The organism is Pseudoalteromonas sp. CR1 (genome assembly GCF_019392235.1).
Lineage (GTDB): Bacteria > Pseudomonadota > Gammaproteobacteria > Enterobacterales > Alteromonadaceae > Pseudoalteromonas.
The window spans coordinates 1-16,693 of sequence record NZ_JAHXRM010000022.1 but is presented as its reverse complement, the minus strand read 5'-3'; the positions used below and the strand labels follow the sequence as shown (position 1 = coordinate 16,693).

Annotated in this window: 15 protein-coding genes; 9 read left to right on the top strand and 6 right to left on the bottom strand. The window is 40.1% G+C overall.

The window, feature by feature from the left end:
- The first annotated feature begins 111 nt into the window (after window positions 1-111).
- The 3 genes from KZZ04_RS16495 (at window position 112) to astB (ending at window position 4,149) form a co-directional block, all read left to right on the top strand.
- Window positions 112-1,122, top strand: a complete 1,011-nt coding sequence (locus KZZ04_RS16495) for a zinc-binding alcohol dehydrogenase family protein (protein WP_219423291.1) — start codon at window positions 112-114, stop codon at window positions 1,120-1,122.
- Between the two features lie 2 nt (window positions 1,123-1,124).
- Window positions 1,125-2,228: an L-dopachrome tautomerase-related protein gene (locus KZZ04_RS16490; protein WP_219423289.1), complete on the top strand. Its 1,104-nt coding sequence runs from the start codon at window positions 1,125-1,127 to the stop codon at window positions 2,226-2,228.
- 574 nt (window positions 2,229-2,802) lie between these two features.
- Complete coding sequence (gene astB / locus KZZ04_RS16485; RefSeq protein WP_219423287.1) at window positions 2,803-4,149, top strand: N-succinylarginine dihydrolase; 1,347 nt, start codon at window positions 2,803-2,805, stop codon at window positions 4,147-4,149.
- 74 nt (window positions 4,150-4,223) lie between these two features.
- On the opposite strand, the gene KZZ04_RS16480 is transcribed toward astB, so the two are convergent.
- Window positions 4,224-5,078, bottom strand: a complete 855-nt coding sequence (locus KZZ04_RS16480) for a mechanosensitive ion channel family protein (RefSeq protein ID WP_219423285.1) — start codon at window positions 5,076-5,078, stop codon at window positions 4,224-4,226.
- 281 nt (window positions 5,079-5,359) lie between these two features.
- Between KZZ04_RS16480 and KZZ04_RS16475 the strand changes: the two genes are divergently transcribed.
- Window positions 5,360-6,040 (top strand): SDR family oxidoreductase, encoded by a 681-nt coding sequence (locus KZZ04_RS16475; protein WP_219423283.1) that lies wholly within the window; start codon window positions 5,360-5,362, stop codon window positions 6,038-6,040.
- A 240-nt stretch (window positions 6,041-6,280) separates the two neighbouring features.
- A complete protein-coding gene (locus KZZ04_RS16470; RefSeq protein ID WP_219423282.1) occupies window positions 6,281-6,961 on the top strand; it encodes an SDR family oxidoreductase in 681 nt (226 codons plus the stop codon).
- A gap of 133 nt (window positions 6,962-7,094) precedes the next feature.
- Here the strand turns inward: KZZ04_RS16470 and KZZ04_RS16465 are convergent, their stop codons facing one another.
- Window positions 7,095-8,246: a DUF4062 domain-containing protein gene (locus KZZ04_RS16465; RefSeq protein WP_219423280.1), complete on the bottom strand. Its 1,152-nt coding sequence runs from the start codon at window positions 8,244-8,246 to the stop codon at window positions 7,095-7,097.
- Window positions 8,247-8,483: 237 nt separating this feature from the next.
- Between KZZ04_RS16465 and KZZ04_RS16460 the strand changes: the two genes are divergently transcribed.
- Complete coding sequence (locus KZZ04_RS16460) at window positions 8,484-9,797, top strand: M20/M25/M40 family metallo-hydrolase (protein WP_219423278.1); 1,314 nt, start codon at window positions 8,484-8,486, stop codon at window positions 9,795-9,797.
- Window positions 9,798-9,864: 67 nt separating this feature from the next.
- Here the strand turns inward: KZZ04_RS16460 and KZZ04_RS16455 are convergent, their stop codons facing one another.
- The 3 genes from KZZ04_RS16455 to KZZ04_RS16445 all read right to left on the bottom strand — a co-directional run bounded on the left by KZZ04_RS16455 (window position 9,865) and on the right by KZZ04_RS16445 (window position 12,525).
- Window positions 9,865-10,662, bottom strand: coding sequence for a response regulator (locus tag KZZ04_RS16455; protein WP_138529647.1), 798 nt, complete (start codon window positions 10,660-10,662; stop codon window positions 9,865-9,867).
- 133 nt (window positions 10,663-10,795) lie between these two features.
- Complete coding sequence (locus tag KZZ04_RS16450; RefSeq protein ID WP_219423276.1) at window positions 10,796-11,512, bottom strand: Sir2 family NAD-dependent protein deacetylase; 717 nt, start codon at window positions 11,510-11,512, stop codon at window positions 10,796-10,798.
- Window positions 11,509-12,525 (bottom strand): kelch repeat-containing protein, encoded by a 1,017-nt coding sequence (locus KZZ04_RS16445; RefSeq protein WP_219423274.1) that lies wholly within the window; start codon window positions 12,523-12,525, stop codon window positions 11,509-11,511. Before KZZ04_RS16445 ends, KZZ04_RS16450 begins: the two co-directional genes overlap by 4 nt.
- Window positions 12,526-13,076: 551 nt before the next feature.
- On the opposite strand from KZZ04_RS16445, the gene KZZ04_RS16440 reads away from it, so the two are divergent.
- Together KZZ04_RS16440 and KZZ04_RS16435 are read left to right on the top strand one after the other, a co-directional pair.
- Window positions 13,077-14,675: a TonB-dependent siderophore receptor gene (locus KZZ04_RS16440; protein WP_257903655.1), complete on the top strand. Its 1,599-nt coding sequence runs from the start codon at window positions 13,077-13,079 to the stop codon at window positions 14,673-14,675.
- A 133-nt stretch (window positions 14,676-14,808) separates the two neighbouring features.
- Window positions 14,809-15,450, top strand: coding sequence for an EAL domain-containing protein (locus KZZ04_RS16435; RefSeq protein ID WP_257903654.1), 642 nt, complete (start codon window positions 14,809-14,811; stop codon window positions 15,448-15,450).
- Window positions 15,451-15,457: 7 nt separating this feature from the next.
- Here KZZ04_RS16435 and KZZ04_RS16430 read toward each other — a convergent pair whose 3' ends face one another.
- Window positions 15,458-16,093 (bottom strand): isoprenylcysteine carboxylmethyltransferase family protein, encoded by a 636-nt coding sequence (locus tag KZZ04_RS16430; RefSeq protein WP_219423272.1) that lies wholly within the window; start codon window positions 16,091-16,093, stop codon window positions 15,458-15,460.
- A gap of 352 nt (window positions 16,094-16,445) precedes the next feature.
- On the opposite strand from KZZ04_RS16430, the gene KZZ04_RS21295 reads away from it, so the two are divergent.
- Complete coding sequence (locus KZZ04_RS21295; RefSeq protein WP_257903653.1) at window positions 16,446-16,568, top strand: hypothetical protein; 123 nt, start codon at window positions 16,446-16,448, stop codon at window positions 16,566-16,568.
- Window positions 16,569-16,693: the final 125 nt, after the last annotated feature.

The window sequence follows — 16,693 nt, the reverse complement described above, 5'->3', positions numbered from 1 at the left end:
TTTCAATTAAAATTTGAAAGTGCTTTAGTTTTTCATGTCTTTTTCTATTTTTCAACTGAGCTATAGTGCTTATAAGTTAAAAATACTTAGTTAAAATCATCAGGAACGCACATGAAAGCATTTGGCTACACCAAAAACTCTAAAACGCTTACACCCAGCTCTATACAAGCAATTGAACTCGATACCCCAACCGCTACCGGGCACGACCTACTTATTGAAGTAAATGCTATTTCGGTAAACCCTGTAGATACAAAAATACGTGCCAATGTAGCGCCAGAGCAAGGCTACAAAGTATTAGGCTGGGACGGCGTAGGTATTGTAAAAGCCATTGGCGAGTCGGTATCGTTATTTAATGTGGGGGATCGTGTATTTTACGCCGGCGATTTATCGCGCCAAGGCAGTAATGCGCAATTTCAATTAGTCGACGAGCGTATTGTAGGCCGTGCGCCTAAAACATTAACCGACGCACAAGCAGCAGCGCTGCCGCTAACCAGCATTACCGCCTACGAAATGCTGTTTGATCGCCTGCAAGTGCCTAAAAATAAGCAAAATACTCAGCAATCTATTTTAGTTATTGGCGCCGCAGGTGGCGTTGGCTCTATTTTAGTACAGCTTGCCAAGCAGCTTACTGGGCTAAACGTAGTAGGTACTGCATCACGCGAGCAAAGCGTAACTTGGCTTAAAGAGTTAGGAGCCGATCACGTGCTCGATCATTCTAAAAACTTAAACGAGCAGCGCAAAGAGCTGGGTTTAGCTGAGTTTGATTACGTTATTGGCTTAACCCATACCGACCAATACCAAGACCAAATAGTGGAGTGTATTAAACCCCAAGGTAAATTTGCGCTAATAGACGACCCTACATCGTTCGATATTTTAAAATTTAAGCGTAAGTGTATATCGGTACATTGGGAGTTTATGTTTACCCGCTCGCTATTTACTACCGCCGATATAACAGCGCAGCACACCTTACTTAATGAAATTAGTGAGCTTATAGACTCAGGTACGCTCAAAACCACACTTGGGCAAAATTTAGGCCCAATAAACGCCGCTAATTTATATAAAGCGCACCAAATTTTAGAATCGCACACATCACGCGGTAAACTTGTTTTAGAAGGCTTTTAAACATGATCGAGATTAAAAAAATACTTTTAGTTGCAGCCTGCAGCACCGCGTTTTTAACCAGCAGTGTGTTTGCTAATACCGCTAATCAAAATGCTGATTTAAAAACAGTCGCCACTTTCGTCGCGCAACACCCACCGGGTAACATTGCTATTACGCCATCGGGTCGTAAGTTTTTGTCGGTACATGGTTTTTACGGCCAAAAACAAAAAATTATGGAGCTATTAAGCGATGGCACCATCCAACCGTACCCTAATGAAGAATGGGCATACGCGTATAATAACGGCAAAGGGTTTTACGATGTACTGGGCATAAATGTATCAGCCGATGGCGTGTTATGGATGCTTGATACATCAGGCCCTGATCATGCTGGTCGTTTAGTCGGATGGGATACCCATAAAGAGCAGCTGCATAAAATAATTTACTTAGCTAAACCCACCATTACCGACACCTCGTTTTTAAACGATTTAGTCATCGATAATAAACACGGTGTTGTATACATTGCCGACACCGCACAAGGCAGCCAAGCCGCTATTATTACCGTAAATTTAAAAACTGGTGAGGCGCGCAGAGTATTACAAAATAGCCAATACACCACAGCCGAAAACATCGATATGGTCATTGAAGGGCGCACCATGAAACTAGGCGGACAGCCAGCTCGTTTAGGCGTAAACCCAATCACACTCGACCCAAGCGAACAGTGGCTTTACTTTGGCTCTATGTCTGGCACGTCGGTTTACCGTATTGCCACAAGCGATATTAACAATAAAAGCCTGAGCGCAAGCACCCTTGAGAGTAAAGTAACGCGTTACGGCACTAAACCCATTTCAGACGGTATTATTGTTGATGGCGGCGGCAATGTGTATGTTACCGACATAACCAACGGCGCAATTGGCGTAGTAAAACCAAGTGGTAAATACCAGGTATTATTTAAAGACGAGCGCTTAAGCTGGCCAGATGGCTTTAGTTATGGCGCCGATCATAAAATATATTTTACCGTTAACGACCTACATCATTCGCCAGTATTAAATAATGGTCAAAACGAGAGCCACGGTAAATTTAAAGTCATGTCGTTCAAACCAATAGTAAAAGGGCAAGTTGGTCGTTAAACACGCTTATGCTTGTATTTTACTTCAACCAGCCCCGCTTACTTTTTGCAGGGCTGAGTTGTTTTTATGATCCAAAAAAGTGCAAATATTGACTATTTTTACCTATTTTGGTGCTAGTTTAATTGCACAAAATAAAGCAAATAAATTAAATAGCTGATTTATATTCATAAAATATTCAACTTAACATTGGCACAATTCTTCCTTAATTAAACACGTGTTTAGTGATTCAATAAGGAATAACCATGATCAGTTTTTACCATACCCTTTATCTTTTGTGGCGTTTAGACATTAGCGTTTGGCAGGTAAACGAGCCAACCAATACACATACTACTGCCGACAAAGAACGTGCCTATGTTAAGTAACACGGTAATGTACAAAAACGCAGCGTAAGCTGTGTAAATAAGCCCAACTGCATTTTTGTACATTATTTAATTTTATACCCTGCCTATAAAATAAAACCTTCCTACTAAATACAACGTATTAAATTAAATATTTAAAACCACTGACTATACGCTTTGCAAGCGCAGCTATTGCGTTGTATTGTTGTTATATATTAATTATTTTTGGAAAAAGTATGCGCGCCTTAGAAGTGAATTTTGATGGATTAGTGGGCCCAACCCATAACTATGCCGGTTTATCGTATGGTAATGTTGCCTCATTAAATAACGCGACAAGCTTTTCAAACCCGCAAGAGGCCGTATTACAGGGCCTAGAAAAAATGAAAGCCATGCACGATAAAGGCCTAACACAAGGTGTGTTTGCACCTCACGCACGCCCTGATTTAAACGTGCTTCGTCGTTTAGGCTTTACCGGTAACGACGCACAAGTCATTCATAAAGCATTTAAAGCCGACCCTATTTTATTACGTGCATGTTATTCGGCCTCTGCAATGTGGACCGCCAATGCAGCAACTGTTTCACCTTCTCCAGATACACTCGATGGCAAAGTGCATTTTACGTCGGCTAATTTAAATAATAAATTTCATCGCTCGCTAGAGCCTGCTACAACTACCCGCTTATTAAAAGCCATGTTTAATAACGATAGTTATTTTACACACCATACTCATTTACCTGATCAAGGCTTTTTTGGCGACGAAGGCGCTGCAAATCACACCCGTTTTTGCGACAGCCATGGTGAGCAAGGCCTAGAAATGTTTGTATTTGGCGCTAGCGCCTTTAACAGCCAATTACCTAAACCTGTTAAGTTTCCTGCAAGACAAACACTCGAAGCCTCAGAAGCCATTTGCCGATTGCATAACTTAAAAGAATCGAGCCAAATTTTGCTTCAGCAAAACCCGGACGTAATAGACCAAGGTGTGTTTCATAACGATGTAATTGCCGTTGGCAACGCAAATGTATTACTTTGCCACCAGCAAGCATTTTTAAACCAACAAGATGCCCTGCAAGAAATTCGCGATGCCTACACCGGCAGCAAACAGCTATACATAATTGAAGTACCTACCGATAAAGTAAGCATTAGCGATGCAGTAAGCAGTTACTTATTTAATAGCCAATTAGTAAGCTTAGATGATGGTTCAATGCTGTTAGTTGCCCCCCAAGAGTGCCAACGTAATAGTGCAGTAAATGCCTACATTGAAGAAATGATTATGGCCGATAACCCAGTAAACCAAGTACAGTTTTTTGACCTGCGCCAAAGCATGCAAAATGGTGGCGGTCCTGCCTGCTTGCGTTTACGTGTAGCTCTTAACGAGCAAGAACTTTCTGCGATAAACCCAGAGGTTATTTTAACCGATACTAAATACACTCAGCTTTGTGACTGGGCAAAGCGTAACTACCGCGATAAGCTAGGTGCAAGCGACTTTGCCGACTCAGCCCTCCTTACCGAAAGCTACCAAGCACTGGATGAACTAACCCAGCTGCTTAACTTAGGCTCAGTATACGACTTTCAATTAGAAGGTTAATACCTCAGCCAACACAAAGGCTAATACAAAAATAGCGAGCCTTGGCTCGCTATTTTTATTTATGCTAATAGTGTTTAAATATCTTTATTAACCGTTACTGCCGATGCCATCGACTCAGATATATGCAAAGTACGCTGCGGAAACGGAATACTCAGCCCTGCACCTTCTATAGCTTCTTTGACGCGTTTATTTAAATCCCACACAGTTTGCCAGTAATCGCCGTTTACCGTCCATGCACGTAATTGAATGTTCACCGCACTTTCGCCTATTGAGGTAACCATTACTTTAGGTGCAGGCTCTGCAAGTAGTCGGCCTTCTGATTCGGCGAGTTCTTTAAGTACATTTAAACCTACATCAATAGAGTCGGCGTACGAAATTCCCACCACTATATCCATGCGCCTTTTACCGTTACGGGTAAAGTTTTTAATGTTGCCGCCCCATACTTTACCGTTAGGCGATGCGATATAAAGGCCGTCGGTGGTTTTAAAAATGGTCGTAAATAAGTTTATTTCTTTTACTGTGCCAAGCGTGCCGCTCGCATCTACAAAGTCGCCTATTTTAAATGGCCTAAGTATTAGTAACATAATGCCAGCGGCAATATTACTTAATGTATTTTTAAGCGCCAAACCAATCGCTAAACCCGCCGCGCCCATTAGCGCTATTAAACTTGCCGTATTAACGCCAAAAATATCTAAAATAAACAGCCCAGCAATTATGTAAACTAAATACCCTGCAATGCTCGATAGAAGCGGCAGTAGCGTTTCGTCTACTTTTTTTAATGGCGACTTAGAGTTTTTAATCGCTTTTTTAATCGAGCGCGCAATAAGCGCACTCGCAACTAAAATAGCCAACGCTAATACCACTTTGTAACCTAAAGTGATGATAGTTTCTGAATGGCTTTGCCAAAACACAATAAGTTTATCTTTCATACATATTCCAAAAACGGCTGACACTCAGCACAATTTAAAAATGAGCAAAGCTAAATGCGCTAAACCCACAATTTAGCCTTAATGGCTAAAAAACCGCGCGAGTATATAGCTATAAATTAGTTATACCTATTGTTTTTGTATTAAATTAAAGCATTAAATAAAAGCTATGTTTCTCTGACGTTACTATTCAATTTAGGTTAACCACACACTGTTAGTGTTAGTACACAAGTTACCGTAAATACTTTCCTCATTTTGAATAGGCTCACATAGGAGAAATAACCATGGCGAACAAAAAAGTAATCCTCATTACAGGTGCCTCTAGCGGTATTGGCAAAGCAACCGCCAAAACGCTGGTTAATAACGGCCACAAAGTCATACTTACCGCCAGAAGCGAAGACAAACTAACAAAATTAGTTAAAGAATTAGGTGAAGATAACGCACTCAGCGTACCGGCAGATGCAACCAATTTTAACGAGCTTAAAAACGCAGTAACAAAAGGGCTTAACAAATTTGGCCGCTTAGACGCTACATTTGCAAACGCAGGTAAAGGGCTAAACACATTAGGAATAGAAAAAGGCGACCCCGACGAATGGGCAACTATGCTTGATATAAACATAAACGCCCTGCTGTGGAGCGCTAAGCTTGCCCTGCCCCATTTACGAATAACCAAAGGCCATTTTATTATAACCAGCTCAGCGACTGGCCGCAGAGCTGTTAAAGGCTCAATATATGGTGCAAGTAAGTGGTTTACTTATGGCTTTGGCCAAAACCTAGCAGCAGAAATGAGCGAATGGGGTGGGCGCTGTACCACCATAACCCCAGGTGCTGTAAATACCCCATTTACCGATGAAGCAAGGCCCGACAAATTATACCCACAAGATGTTGCCTACGCCGTACTCTTTGCACTTGAAGCAAACCAGCGTAATAACATCAGAGAAATACACCTAAGGCCAACCAATTAATGGGGCCTGACCTTTCAGAATTAAAATTGCTTCTACCCAATAAAGGTTTAATCGTTCTGTGTTTATGCCCCTTGCCCAAATACCAAGCACTCTGATGCAAACTCAACCTCAACCTCAACCTCAAAAGATAAACAGGCTTCTCCATTCAAGCCCTGTTAACCCTATACTGTTACAGTAAACAGCACGTATTAGTTAAACCGTTCTTATCATTTTGAATATGTAAACATAGGAGAAATAATCATGGCGAAAGAAAAAATAGTCCTCATTACAGGTGCTTCTAGTGGCATAGGTGAAGCAACTGCTAAAACACTGGTTAATAACGGCCACAAAGTAATACTTACAGCCAGAAGCGAAGACAAATTAACTAAATTAGTACAATTATTAGGTGAAGATAACGCACTGAGTGTACCTGCAGATGCCACCGACTTTACCGAGCTTGAAAACGTAGTAACAAAAGGGCTCGAAAAATTTGGCCGACTAGATGCCGCATTTGCCAATGCAGGTATGGGCGTTTCAACCGCAGGCACCGAAAAAGGCGACCCCGATGAATGGTCAACCATGATAGACATAAACATTAAAGCTCTGCTGTGGACGGCAAAAGCAACACTGCCACATTTACGCCAAAACAAAGGTCACTTTATATTAACCAGCTCAGCCGCTGGTCGTAAGCCTATTAGAGGCTCTATTTACGGTGCAACCAAATGGTTTGCTTACGGGTTTGGGCAAAACTTAGCTGAGGAAATGAGCGAGTGGAATGGCCGCTGTACCACCATAGCCCCTGGCATGGTAAATACCCCATTTTTTGATGAAGCTAAGCCCGACAAACTCGACCCACAAGATGTAGCCGACGCGGTATTGTTTGCAATAGAAGCAAACCAGCGCAACAGCGTACGCGAAATATATTTAATGCCAACTAACTAACGTTGATTGGTTGAGTTTGAGCTGTCAGGTTTAATGCTAATGCGTTAAACCTGATGGTTGTTTGTATTTAATGAAATAGAAAGGTGAAATAGCATAATTTCAATCAACAAAAGATGCAAAAAGCAAAGTCCTGTTAAAGCTTGCCTTCATCTAGTTCCAACTTTTGTTGTAAATATATCTCTTCTAAATACTCTTCAAATTGCTTATTAACGTGAGCCACAGGTCTGTATCTTCTACTATCTCGATCTTCTAGGGTCACATCAATAATCGCTTTACGGCTTTCTTGATCAATTTGTATAAAGCTTCCCCAATCTGTCTGTATTTCTTCCATAATTCCAAAATGATATCGACACTTATAAAATGTACCATCTGTCTTGATTAAGAATAATTCTGGTCTCATCCGTTCATCACTCTCAACCTGCCTGATGCCAGTGATTCCAAACTCTTTCAGAAGAGCTGTCCATGACAAGTCTGATGTTAAGAGCTCCTTAATATTTGAGGCCGGCAATGAAGAAAGAAAGGTAAGCAAATGCCTATAACGAATAGCTCCCCTAGCAGTATCTCTAAGATCAGGAGTCGCGATAGATGCCATTACTACTGACTTCAAATCTTCTAGTCTTTCAGAAAAATCTCTATAACGCCTAGACTCAACTTCCCTATTTCGGTGTTCAGATAACAACCTTTGGAAAAGTTGTGACCATTGACCAACAAGATTATCCTTTATCTCATCAAGCCTAGAAAAAGGTAAGATACTGTTATTATGAGTCCGGTGTGTAAGGTAGTTTATGAATTCAAAAATATATTTTGCTGTTTCTTTCTTTTGTATCGAAGGGAACTCTATTGCATCAATAACCTCAGGCTTCCCTTTATTCTTTTCATAAACATGATGATCATGAAAAACTTTCTCATCAACAAATGCATATATAGGAATTGAATGTTCAGCTGCTTTTAGTATTTCAAGCTGTGTAATCGACAATTTATCTTTAGACTCTAGTAGCTCTGCTTTTGAAGAGGTACTTTTCAAGTGTTCAAAGTCGAAGTTTTCTAATATAGATGGTATACCCGTACCTCCAAACCTCGAGCCTATAATTAGGACAACCATATCGCAGTTTGGTACTTCCTTTATGCAACTATCATGAGTATGAGATCTTGGGTCGTACAAGATATCAGCATAATCACTCATTACTGGTTCATGCCCAAGTGATTTTATAAATGGGCGAAGTTCTGAGCGTACCACTCCCAGATCGTAACAAGTAGACGAAACAAAAACTCTTAATTTTGCCAATTTATCCTCCTTGACAGCTAATAAACGTAGTTCGGAGAACGGATAACCCTCCCCCAAAGTAACAATCCTTTATTATTAGCAAATACAGTAGGTGATTACCATTTATAAATATTATGATATCTCTATCTCGCGCTAAGTTACTATTAAAGTTTGCTACTCCCTCTTCTGCTTCCCCTATTGAATACTCTGTATTTTTACTTCATATTAGCTGAACTATTCTCCAATTATTAGGCTGTTATGTCACTTTTAAAATTTAGCCAAGCACTTATATTTATCCTTGCGAGTACCCTACCGCTTACAAGCCATGCGGCGCTTAATAAAAACGAGCGTGAAATAGTAAAACAGGTCGATAAAAACATGCCGCAAGCGCTTAAAGAAATAGAACAAGCGGTAAATATTAATAGCGGCTCACTTAATATTGAAGGCGTAAAAAAGGTAGGCGCGCTGGCAAGCGAGCAATTAAAAGCGATTGGTTTTAAGGTTGACTGGTTAGATGGCAGTGCGTTTAACCGTGCAGGGCATGTACTCGCTACGCATGAGAGTAAAAACCCCGAGGCAATAAAAATACTGATGATCGGCCACCTTGATACTGTGTTTGCCAAACACGATAACTTTACTACCTATAAACAAATTGATGAGAACACCGCGAGTGGCCCGGGTGTAGCCGATATGAAAGGCGGCAATACCATTATAATTACCGCCCTTAAAAGCTTACAAGCCCTTAATTTACTTGAAAACGTAAGCGTAAAAGTACTGCTTACCGGCGATGAGGAAAGCAGCGGTCGCCCACTTAGCTTATCTAAACAGGCCATTGTTGATGGCGCAATATGGGCAGATGTAGCGCTTGGCTATGAAAATGGCGATAACAATATTAAAACCGCGATGGCAGCGCGCCGTGGTTATACTGGCTGGACATTAAATGTAACGGCCAATGCTGCACATTCATCGCAAATATTTAGTGACAATGTGGGCTATGGCGCTATTTACGAGGCGTCGCGTATTCTAAATGACTTTAGAGAGCAACTTGCCACGCAACCTAATTTAACCTTTAACCCGGGGCTTATTGTCGGTGGCACTGATGCACAGTACAACAGTGCTAACTCGTCAGCCACGGCGTTTGGTAAAAGTAATGTAATTGCACAAACCGTGCATGTAGCGGGTGATTTACGAGCGCTTTCGCCAAAGCAGGTCGAGGGCGCTAAAAAAGTGATGCAGCAAATAGTGGCTAAAAGCTTAAATGGCAGCCAAGCCGAACTTATTTTTGAAGACGGCTACCCACCAATGGGACTCACCGAGGGTAATACAAAGCTGCTTGCACTGTATAGCCAAGCAAGCCAAGACTTAGGTTATAACAAAGTGGTGGCTGCAAACCCTCGTAATGCCGGCGCTGCTGATATTTCGTTTGCTGCAAACCATGTTGATATGGCGCTTGATGGCCTAGGACTAATGGGAAGTGGCGCGCACACTAAAAACGAAACCGCCGATTTAACCAGTTTAAATAAAAACACCGCTAAAACAGCGCTGCTTATTTATAGATTAGGGAAAATGTAAAAGTATTTAAAAACGAGTGCTGTTATTTTTGCACTCATTTTAAATACATGTGATGAAAAAATGTCTATCACGACATTATTTTAAAGAGTAAATCTCGCACTGTTGCGGGTTCAAACGGTTTATCACAAATGGCATCAACGCCCGCTTGCGCAATATTAGCTAGATGGGTGTCGTTTGCCTCTGAGCTCACCATTAAAATAGGAATATGCGAGTAAGCATTTGAGCCACGTACTGTTTCGGTTAACTCACGCCCATCCATTTCCGGCATGTTATAGTCGGTAACAATCAAGTCGAACGACTGCTCGTTAAGTTTTTCAATTGCTTGTTTACCATCTTCTGCTTCAACCGGGGCTGGAATTCCCATACCAGCAAGCACACGAATAATATGCTTGCGCGCAAAACGACTATCATCAACAACAAGTACACGTAAAAGTGTGACATCAAAGTGCTCTAGTTCTACCTCTTCTTCTGTAATTATATCGAGCGTTGCTTTTAATGCGCGTGTAATTGCATCTGCACTGAATGGTTTAGGTAAAATAGCTAATACGCCCGACTGCCTTAATTGCTCAAGGTATTTTTTATTTCTTTCGCTCGAGATTAACATAAACGCTTGGCTTTCTGTGCGCGGATTTGAGCGAATATTTTGTAACAGAGAATCTGCAGTACCATCGGCTAGGTACATGCTACTAATAACTAAATCTGGGTGATACTTTTCTAGCAATGCTAACGTTTGCGCTTGATTACTTGCAGTTTCTACTTGCGTTACACCACATTGAGTTAGTGATTTGATTATCAGTTTTTGCTGAACCTCTGACGGCTCTACTAATAATATTGATAAATTGGCTATTGCAGTTAAATCACTCATGTAACTCTCTTAGGTCATGTTATTTTAAACGATTTCGGTTTACAGTTTCATTATAAAACAACATGTATCACTGGGGTTAACAAAACGCATATTTTTATGTATTTATTTGTAAGTTTTAAATTACATAAATAAATTAGCAATGCTGGATATACTCAAGTGCAGTCATTTTTTTATAGCTTACATTTGGGTGTAAAACATGCGCGGGATTAGGATCTACCACCTCAATAGGTATGCTGTAAGTACGAGCTATTTCAATTGCCATTTGAGTGATATTGACACTAAATGAGGTGCCTATAAATACAATTTTATCGGCATTGAGCATACGCTGCTGTGCTTCGGATATTCTGTAAAGCTCGGTGTAGTATTCATCAAATAATAAAACAAAGGGCTTAAATGAATGGTTTAACTCAGGCGTTTGGTTTTGAATATTAAATAGCTCAAAAAGAGAGTCATGCAGGCGGCTTTCGTCTACGCTATCCCATGGGGTCATTAGCGGTTTAACTGCTTCGCCTTGTTCATGAAATAACGTCATTTGATCGAGCCTGCCATGTATAGCAATGTAATTTTTATTACCCGCTTTGCCATCAAGCCCATCTATATTTTGGGTTATTAAGTTTTTATCGCTAAGCCAGTGGTGTACGTCGTTAGGGCCATGGTTACGATACGTTGCAAAGCGGTTGTAATACCAGGCTAAAAACTCGTGCGGATTGTTTTGATACATAGCACGCGTGGCCATTTCCATAGGCGTATAGTTTTTACTGCCTATAGTCCAAAAGCCATCTTCGCCCCTAAAAGTAGGTATACCACTAGCAGCACTTACCCCTGCGCCTGTAATATAAAGCGTATTCACTTTGCTACCTCATAACCTGTTACATCGCTTATTACTTGTTGTTGGTTGTTCATACCTCCAACACGATATAAAGCCCCGTTGTGCTCAAGTAGCCCGCGGTGATCCATAGTGCCTCCGGCTAAAGGCGATAAAACTTGCCATGAATTTTGCTCAATATTAAAACACCACACGTGTTTACTTGCCGGTGCTGGCTTTTTATCATAACCAATGCCGTTATAGTTATAGGGGTTGTTAGAACCAGCCATCATGTAAATGTTGCCATTGTAGCTAGTAGCAGCCATACGGTAATGCGACTCACCTGTAGGATGAGGTAACGTGCGCCAATCTATTTTTTGCACATTGTTAGCATCTATTGTGCCTTTTAAACACTGCGCAACACCTGCAAAAGAGCGGCGTGAATCTGGGTTTGCTTGGGTTTTAACGCCATCGCATATAACAATAGTGTTACCACTAATAGCAGCAGCCTGGCCAAATACTGGCTCGCCTAAAAAAGGTGATGCCTGTTGCCATGTGTTGGTTTGGGTATCGTATACCTGTACTAAATTTACGTTACCATCGTTATGCCAGCCGCTAATCAGGTAAATGTAGCGCTCTTTGTAGCTCAGCGCTACACTGTCATCTACCGGTACTGGCATGCTTGCAAGGTGTTTGTATGTATTGCTTTTTATATCAAAACGGTAAACATCGGGACTTGAAATTTCAGTATGGTCGCTATCTACCGTATAACCACCAAATACATAGGCGTATTCACCTAAGCCCACAGCAGTACTTGCTAAGCGCCCTTTTAGTGGCAAACTTGAAGGCACACTCGCTTGCTGCTGCCATGCGCCCTCACCTAATTTAAGAGAAAATACCTTGTTGTGTACATCGGTATGTTGTTTGTTTTTACCCAGCCCCATAAAACTTAAAAAGTAGCTTTGGTTTTGTACTGTAACCTTAGCTACGGCATTGTTTGCAACGGGCTCAGGTAAAACAGGAAGACTAGCTAGCAGTGCAGAAAAAATAAAACTCATATAATATTCTGATAATCGTTAAATGCAGCAAGATTAATTTATTTTTTAACCCTGAACCAGTATTGATAGGCTTTATTGAGAATAAATTTAATTACGCCACCATTAGGGATCACCATCATTTTAATTTATCAAAGCATTTTTATGCGAAACAACCTGATTTAGGTGGCAAAAAGCAATCAAACATGGGCTTAATACTTTCGTTATAAGATAATATATATAATCAATCATTTAAACCTACACTTAGTAATGATGTTATTTTAACCAAAATTGCTATATGAGCTAATGATATACGAATAAAAGTAGTCTCGATTTTTATTAATGACGATAACGTATTTTCTATGTTTAAAGCTTTTACGATGTTAATGTAATGTTTTAAAAAGCAACCTCGCTTATATAATCTTTGACTAGGTAGGAGATCCTTAGTGAAATTTTCGTATCAATCACTATGGCCATTTTTATTATTATCGCCGCTTGTGATTGCAGACCCTTTTGAAGACACAGAGCTAAACCTTAGCGCATTAATGGAAATGGATGTGTAAGTAACGTCTGCAATGAAGCGAGCACAGTCTGCATTTAATACCGCCTCGTCAATCTATGTATTAAGCAAAGAACAAATATATAAGTCGGGTGCAAACTCAGTACCTGAAGCGCTAAAAATGGTGCCAGGTCTTATAGTTAGGCAACTTGATAATAACCAATGGGCAATTTCTTCGCGCGGTGTTGCTTCTCGATTTTCAAGTAAACTTTTAGTTATGGTGGATGGGCAAAGCTTATATACACCTAAATTTGCTGCTGTCTACTGGGAAACACTTAACGTCCCACTTTATGATATAGAACGAATAGAAGTTATTCGCGGTCAAGGCGGCTTATTGTGGGGCACAAATGCAAATAATGGTGTTATCAATATTATTACTAAAAACAGTATTGATACCCGTGGGGCCTATGCAAATGCTACTACGGGTAATCAAATAAACATTAATACCAATGTACGCTATGGTAACGATTTAGCTAATAAAGGAAGCTATCGTATTCATGGCCATGTAAAAAATGCCAATGAATCAAAAAAAGGAATTTCGTTAGAGCCTACCGACACAGCAAAACAACATTCTTTTGGCTTTCGTACTGACTTTACACCTAGCGATGATTGGTCGGCATTGGTTCAAGGCGACGTTACTCACTCAAACCTTGGCCAAAACTTTCGTGGAGTCATTGACGCAACTAATAAAAACGTTTTATTTTCGGATGACTTATCACGCACAGATTCGCGTGTTATGGCGCGCCTTGAAAATAGAATATCACCAGATGCCAATCAAATGTTGCAGATATCGTGGTTGAAACAAAGTGGTAATCAGACCTATATAAAAGAAAATTTTGAATCTATAGACATAGACTACCAAATGAACTTTTTATATAACTCTTTGCAGCTAGATTGGGGGCTAAATTATAGGTATAACAATATCTCTTTTGACGAGAGCCTATTTTTAGACAGTGATAAAAACCTTAACAACCTACAACAGTATGGCGGGTTACTTCAGGCTCAATACAATGTAATACCTAACTCTCTAGACCTTACTATTGGCACTAGGCTCGATCACAATGACTTAACTGGTTGGGAAAACCAACCATCAGCTAGGGTTATTTATAAGCCACAAGAAAACCACCTAATTTGGGGAGCCATATCTAGAAGTGTTCGTACACCAACCCTTATAGAGTTTAATGATGACTATAAAGTGAATGCCACGGTTGTAGAAGAGGCGCTCGGAGGAAGTGCTGGGATTAGAGCTATTGATGAATATGCGATTGCAACTTTCCTCAATGGCAACGACAACGTTGAATCAGAAAATTATGTTTCATACGAGTTGGGCTACCGCTTTGAAAGTGAAAACACCTCTGTGGACTTTTCTGCATTTCATACCGATGCCGATAATATAGCTGCAATTAGATTTAACACCGATCCTAATCAGTTTTTGCCCGCGATACGTTTTTTTCAACTCGGTCAATTTGAACAAGCCGCATTTGCGCTTACTCAAACCCGTGTTGACCTTGATATTGTCTCAGAGGGTGAAACAACAACTAACGGGGTTGATATAGTCGCCACTTGGCAACCTTTTAATAACCTAAGTACAGAACGAGGGTATAGCGCCAAATAAATCTGAGGTTAGATATCAAGATTCTAAAACTGTGGCCAAATTTTATTGACCACCTGTATCTTGAGGCTTTGGATGATTAGCTATCTCCAAGCTCTAAAATCAGTGAGGATGTTGTACCACGTAATGTTTAACATTGAGCTGTAGATTATCCCCTGATTTTACTTTCTACATACCCATAGCAGAAAAAAATGGATTAATAACTGATATTGGTAAATGGGTTGAGTCTCAAGCAATACAAGACTGTATTTTATTTAATACACTTTCAAATAAGCTGATCCAAGTAAGCGTCAATACCTCACCACTTGAAATTGATCGTTCAGGAGAATGGGTTGGTGGATGGATACAGGCTAGTAAGCAATATAACTTACCCGCTCACTCAATTTTAATTGAAGTAACAGAGAATACTTTAATGGGTACTGACGCAGAGTTTAAAAGACAGTTAAAGCACCTAAGTGAATTTCAGATAGATGTTGCTATTGATGACTTTGGTGTAGGGTATTCATCACTGGCTTATTTACAACGGCTAGATATCGACATACTAAAAATTGATCGCTCGTTTATACAAGACATAGAAACAAATGAAAACAGCATTGCTCTGGTAAAAGCTATTATTACAATGGCTCATAACTTAAATGTAGAAGTCGTTGCTGAAGGCGTAGAAGATCAAAAACAATATTTGTTACTGAAACAGTTAAATTGTGACTACATCCAAGGATACTTTTTTTCAAAGCCTGTATCAAGACAAGAATTTGTTAAATATTTTATCGATAAATAAGCACTCTCTAAAACCAGCGGGGTACAAGCTGCGAATATTGCTTATACTCAGCAGTAAAGCTCTCGGATAAATGCTTTTCTTCTACCAATGTTTGCCTGTGAATAGCTACAACTCCAACTATTAAACATACCAAACTAAATATACTCGGTAATGCTAAGAAAAACCCTACTTGAGCTGCTACAATACCCAAATACATAGGGTTTCTTGAAAACTGATAGAGTCCTTTTGTTTTTAGTATCCGTGGACCGTTTGGATCAACTCCTGAGCGCCATAGTGAGGCCATATTAAAATGAACTATCATTGACAAAGCAAACCCAGCTGTAAGCAGCGCATTACCAAACATAACGCCAGGCCAGCCATTCAGACCAGTAAAAACACCTAGGTAATTATCAAGCGATGGTATAAACACCCGCAATACACAAATAAACCATATTAACGCCCTAAAAAACTTAAACGCAGTGTGATTCCACCAACTTGCACAATACTTAACTCCAGGAAAAACAATGCTTTCTTTAGAAGTACGTGTCACATAAATAATTCTAAATGTATAAAAACCAGCTACAAAGGTATAAAACAAAGCAAGATAAATACGAGTAAACTCTATTAAAGAAGATGAGTCATCAATAAGTAAGGAGAAAGGCATAGAAGACCCTGAATGAGTAAAAGCGTTAACGAAAGAAGAGCATAAAGCCCATAAGGCTTATTAACAAGTAAAGTTAAACAAAATCTACAAAAACTTACTTTTATAGCAAGTACATATTAATCACTACGCTTTATTAAATCGCTAGTATTTTTTTTTATATTATTACGCTCCTTAAGTAATTACATGGGAAAATAAAGCTGTAAAATAACAACACCATTATTGTGTTAGTACAGCCTTGCGGAGATTCACCTTTCGCTGTTTCGTTTGATTACTGGGCTCGGCATGAAAAACCTTAAACAACAAACAACCCGTCACATTGCTGTAACGGGTTTTTCTTATTTGGAGCCTTGCAATGCAGAAGTGCCCACAGCGTTGGAAGGTCACAGTGGAATGGGTTACTATCATGGCCAATGCATTGGATAGCCAAAACATTGTTCACAAAGAGGCGCTTCGCTTAAGAAACGCTGCGCTTTAGAGAAAGAAATACTTAATTTTACTTTTCTATAGACTTAAAAAAGCCCGGCTCTTTCGAATCGGGCTTTCTTGTATTTGAAGTCGGTGCGCTACGCAGTAGAATGTCCTACTTTCACATAGCAAATG

What these genes read in the sequence shown, in the direction of transcription:
- KZZ04_RS16440 (WP_257903655.1), top strand. Translation starts at nt 13,077, where the DNA reads ATGAAGCGAGCACAGTCTGCATTTAATACCGCCTCGTCAATCTATGTA.
- KZZ04_RS16495 (WP_219423291.1), top strand. Translation starts at nt 112, where the DNA reads ATGAAAGCATTTGGCTACACCAAAAACTCTAAAACGCTTACACCCAGC.
- KZZ04_RS16430 (WP_219423272.1), bottom strand. Translation starts at nt 16,093, where the DNA reads ATGCCTTTCTCCTTACTTATTGATGACTCATCTTCTTTAATAGAGTTT.
- KZZ04_RS16455 (WP_138529647.1), bottom strand. Translation starts at nt 10,662, where the DNA reads ATGAGTGATTTAACTGCAATAGCCAATTTATCAATATTATTAGTAGAG.
- KZZ04_RS16470 (WP_219423282.1), top strand. Translation starts at nt 6,281, where the DNA reads ATGGCGAAAGAAAAAATAGTCCTCATTACAGGTGCTTCTAGTGGCATA.
- KZZ04_RS16475 (WP_219423283.1), top strand. Translation starts at nt 5,360, where the DNA reads ATGGCGAACAAAAAAGTAATCCTCATTACAGGTGCCTCTAGCGGTATT.
- KZZ04_RS16445 (WP_219423274.1), bottom strand. Translation starts at nt 12,525, where the DNA reads ATGAGTTTTATTTTTTCTGCACTGCTAGCTAGTCTTCCTGTTTTACCT.
- KZZ04_RS16490 (WP_219423289.1), top strand. Translation starts at nt 1,125, where the DNA reads ATGATCGAGATTAAAAAAATACTTTTAGTTGCAGCCTGCAGCACCGCG.
- KZZ04_RS16460 (WP_219423278.1), top strand. Translation starts at nt 8,484, where the DNA reads ATGTCACTTTTAAAATTTAGCCAAGCACTTATATTTATCCTTGCGAGT.
- KZZ04_RS16480 (WP_219423285.1), bottom strand. Translation starts at nt 5,078, where the DNA reads ATGAAAGATAAACTTATTGTGTTTTGGCAAAGCCATTCAGAAACTATC.
- KZZ04_RS21295 (WP_257903653.1), top strand. Translation starts at nt 16,446, where the DNA reads ATGCAGAAGTGCCCACAGCGTTGGAAGGTCACAGTGGAATGGGTTACT.
- astB (WP_219423287.1), top strand. Translation starts at nt 2,803, where the DNA reads ATGCGCGCCTTAGAAGTGAATTTTGATGGATTAGTGGGCCCAACCCAT.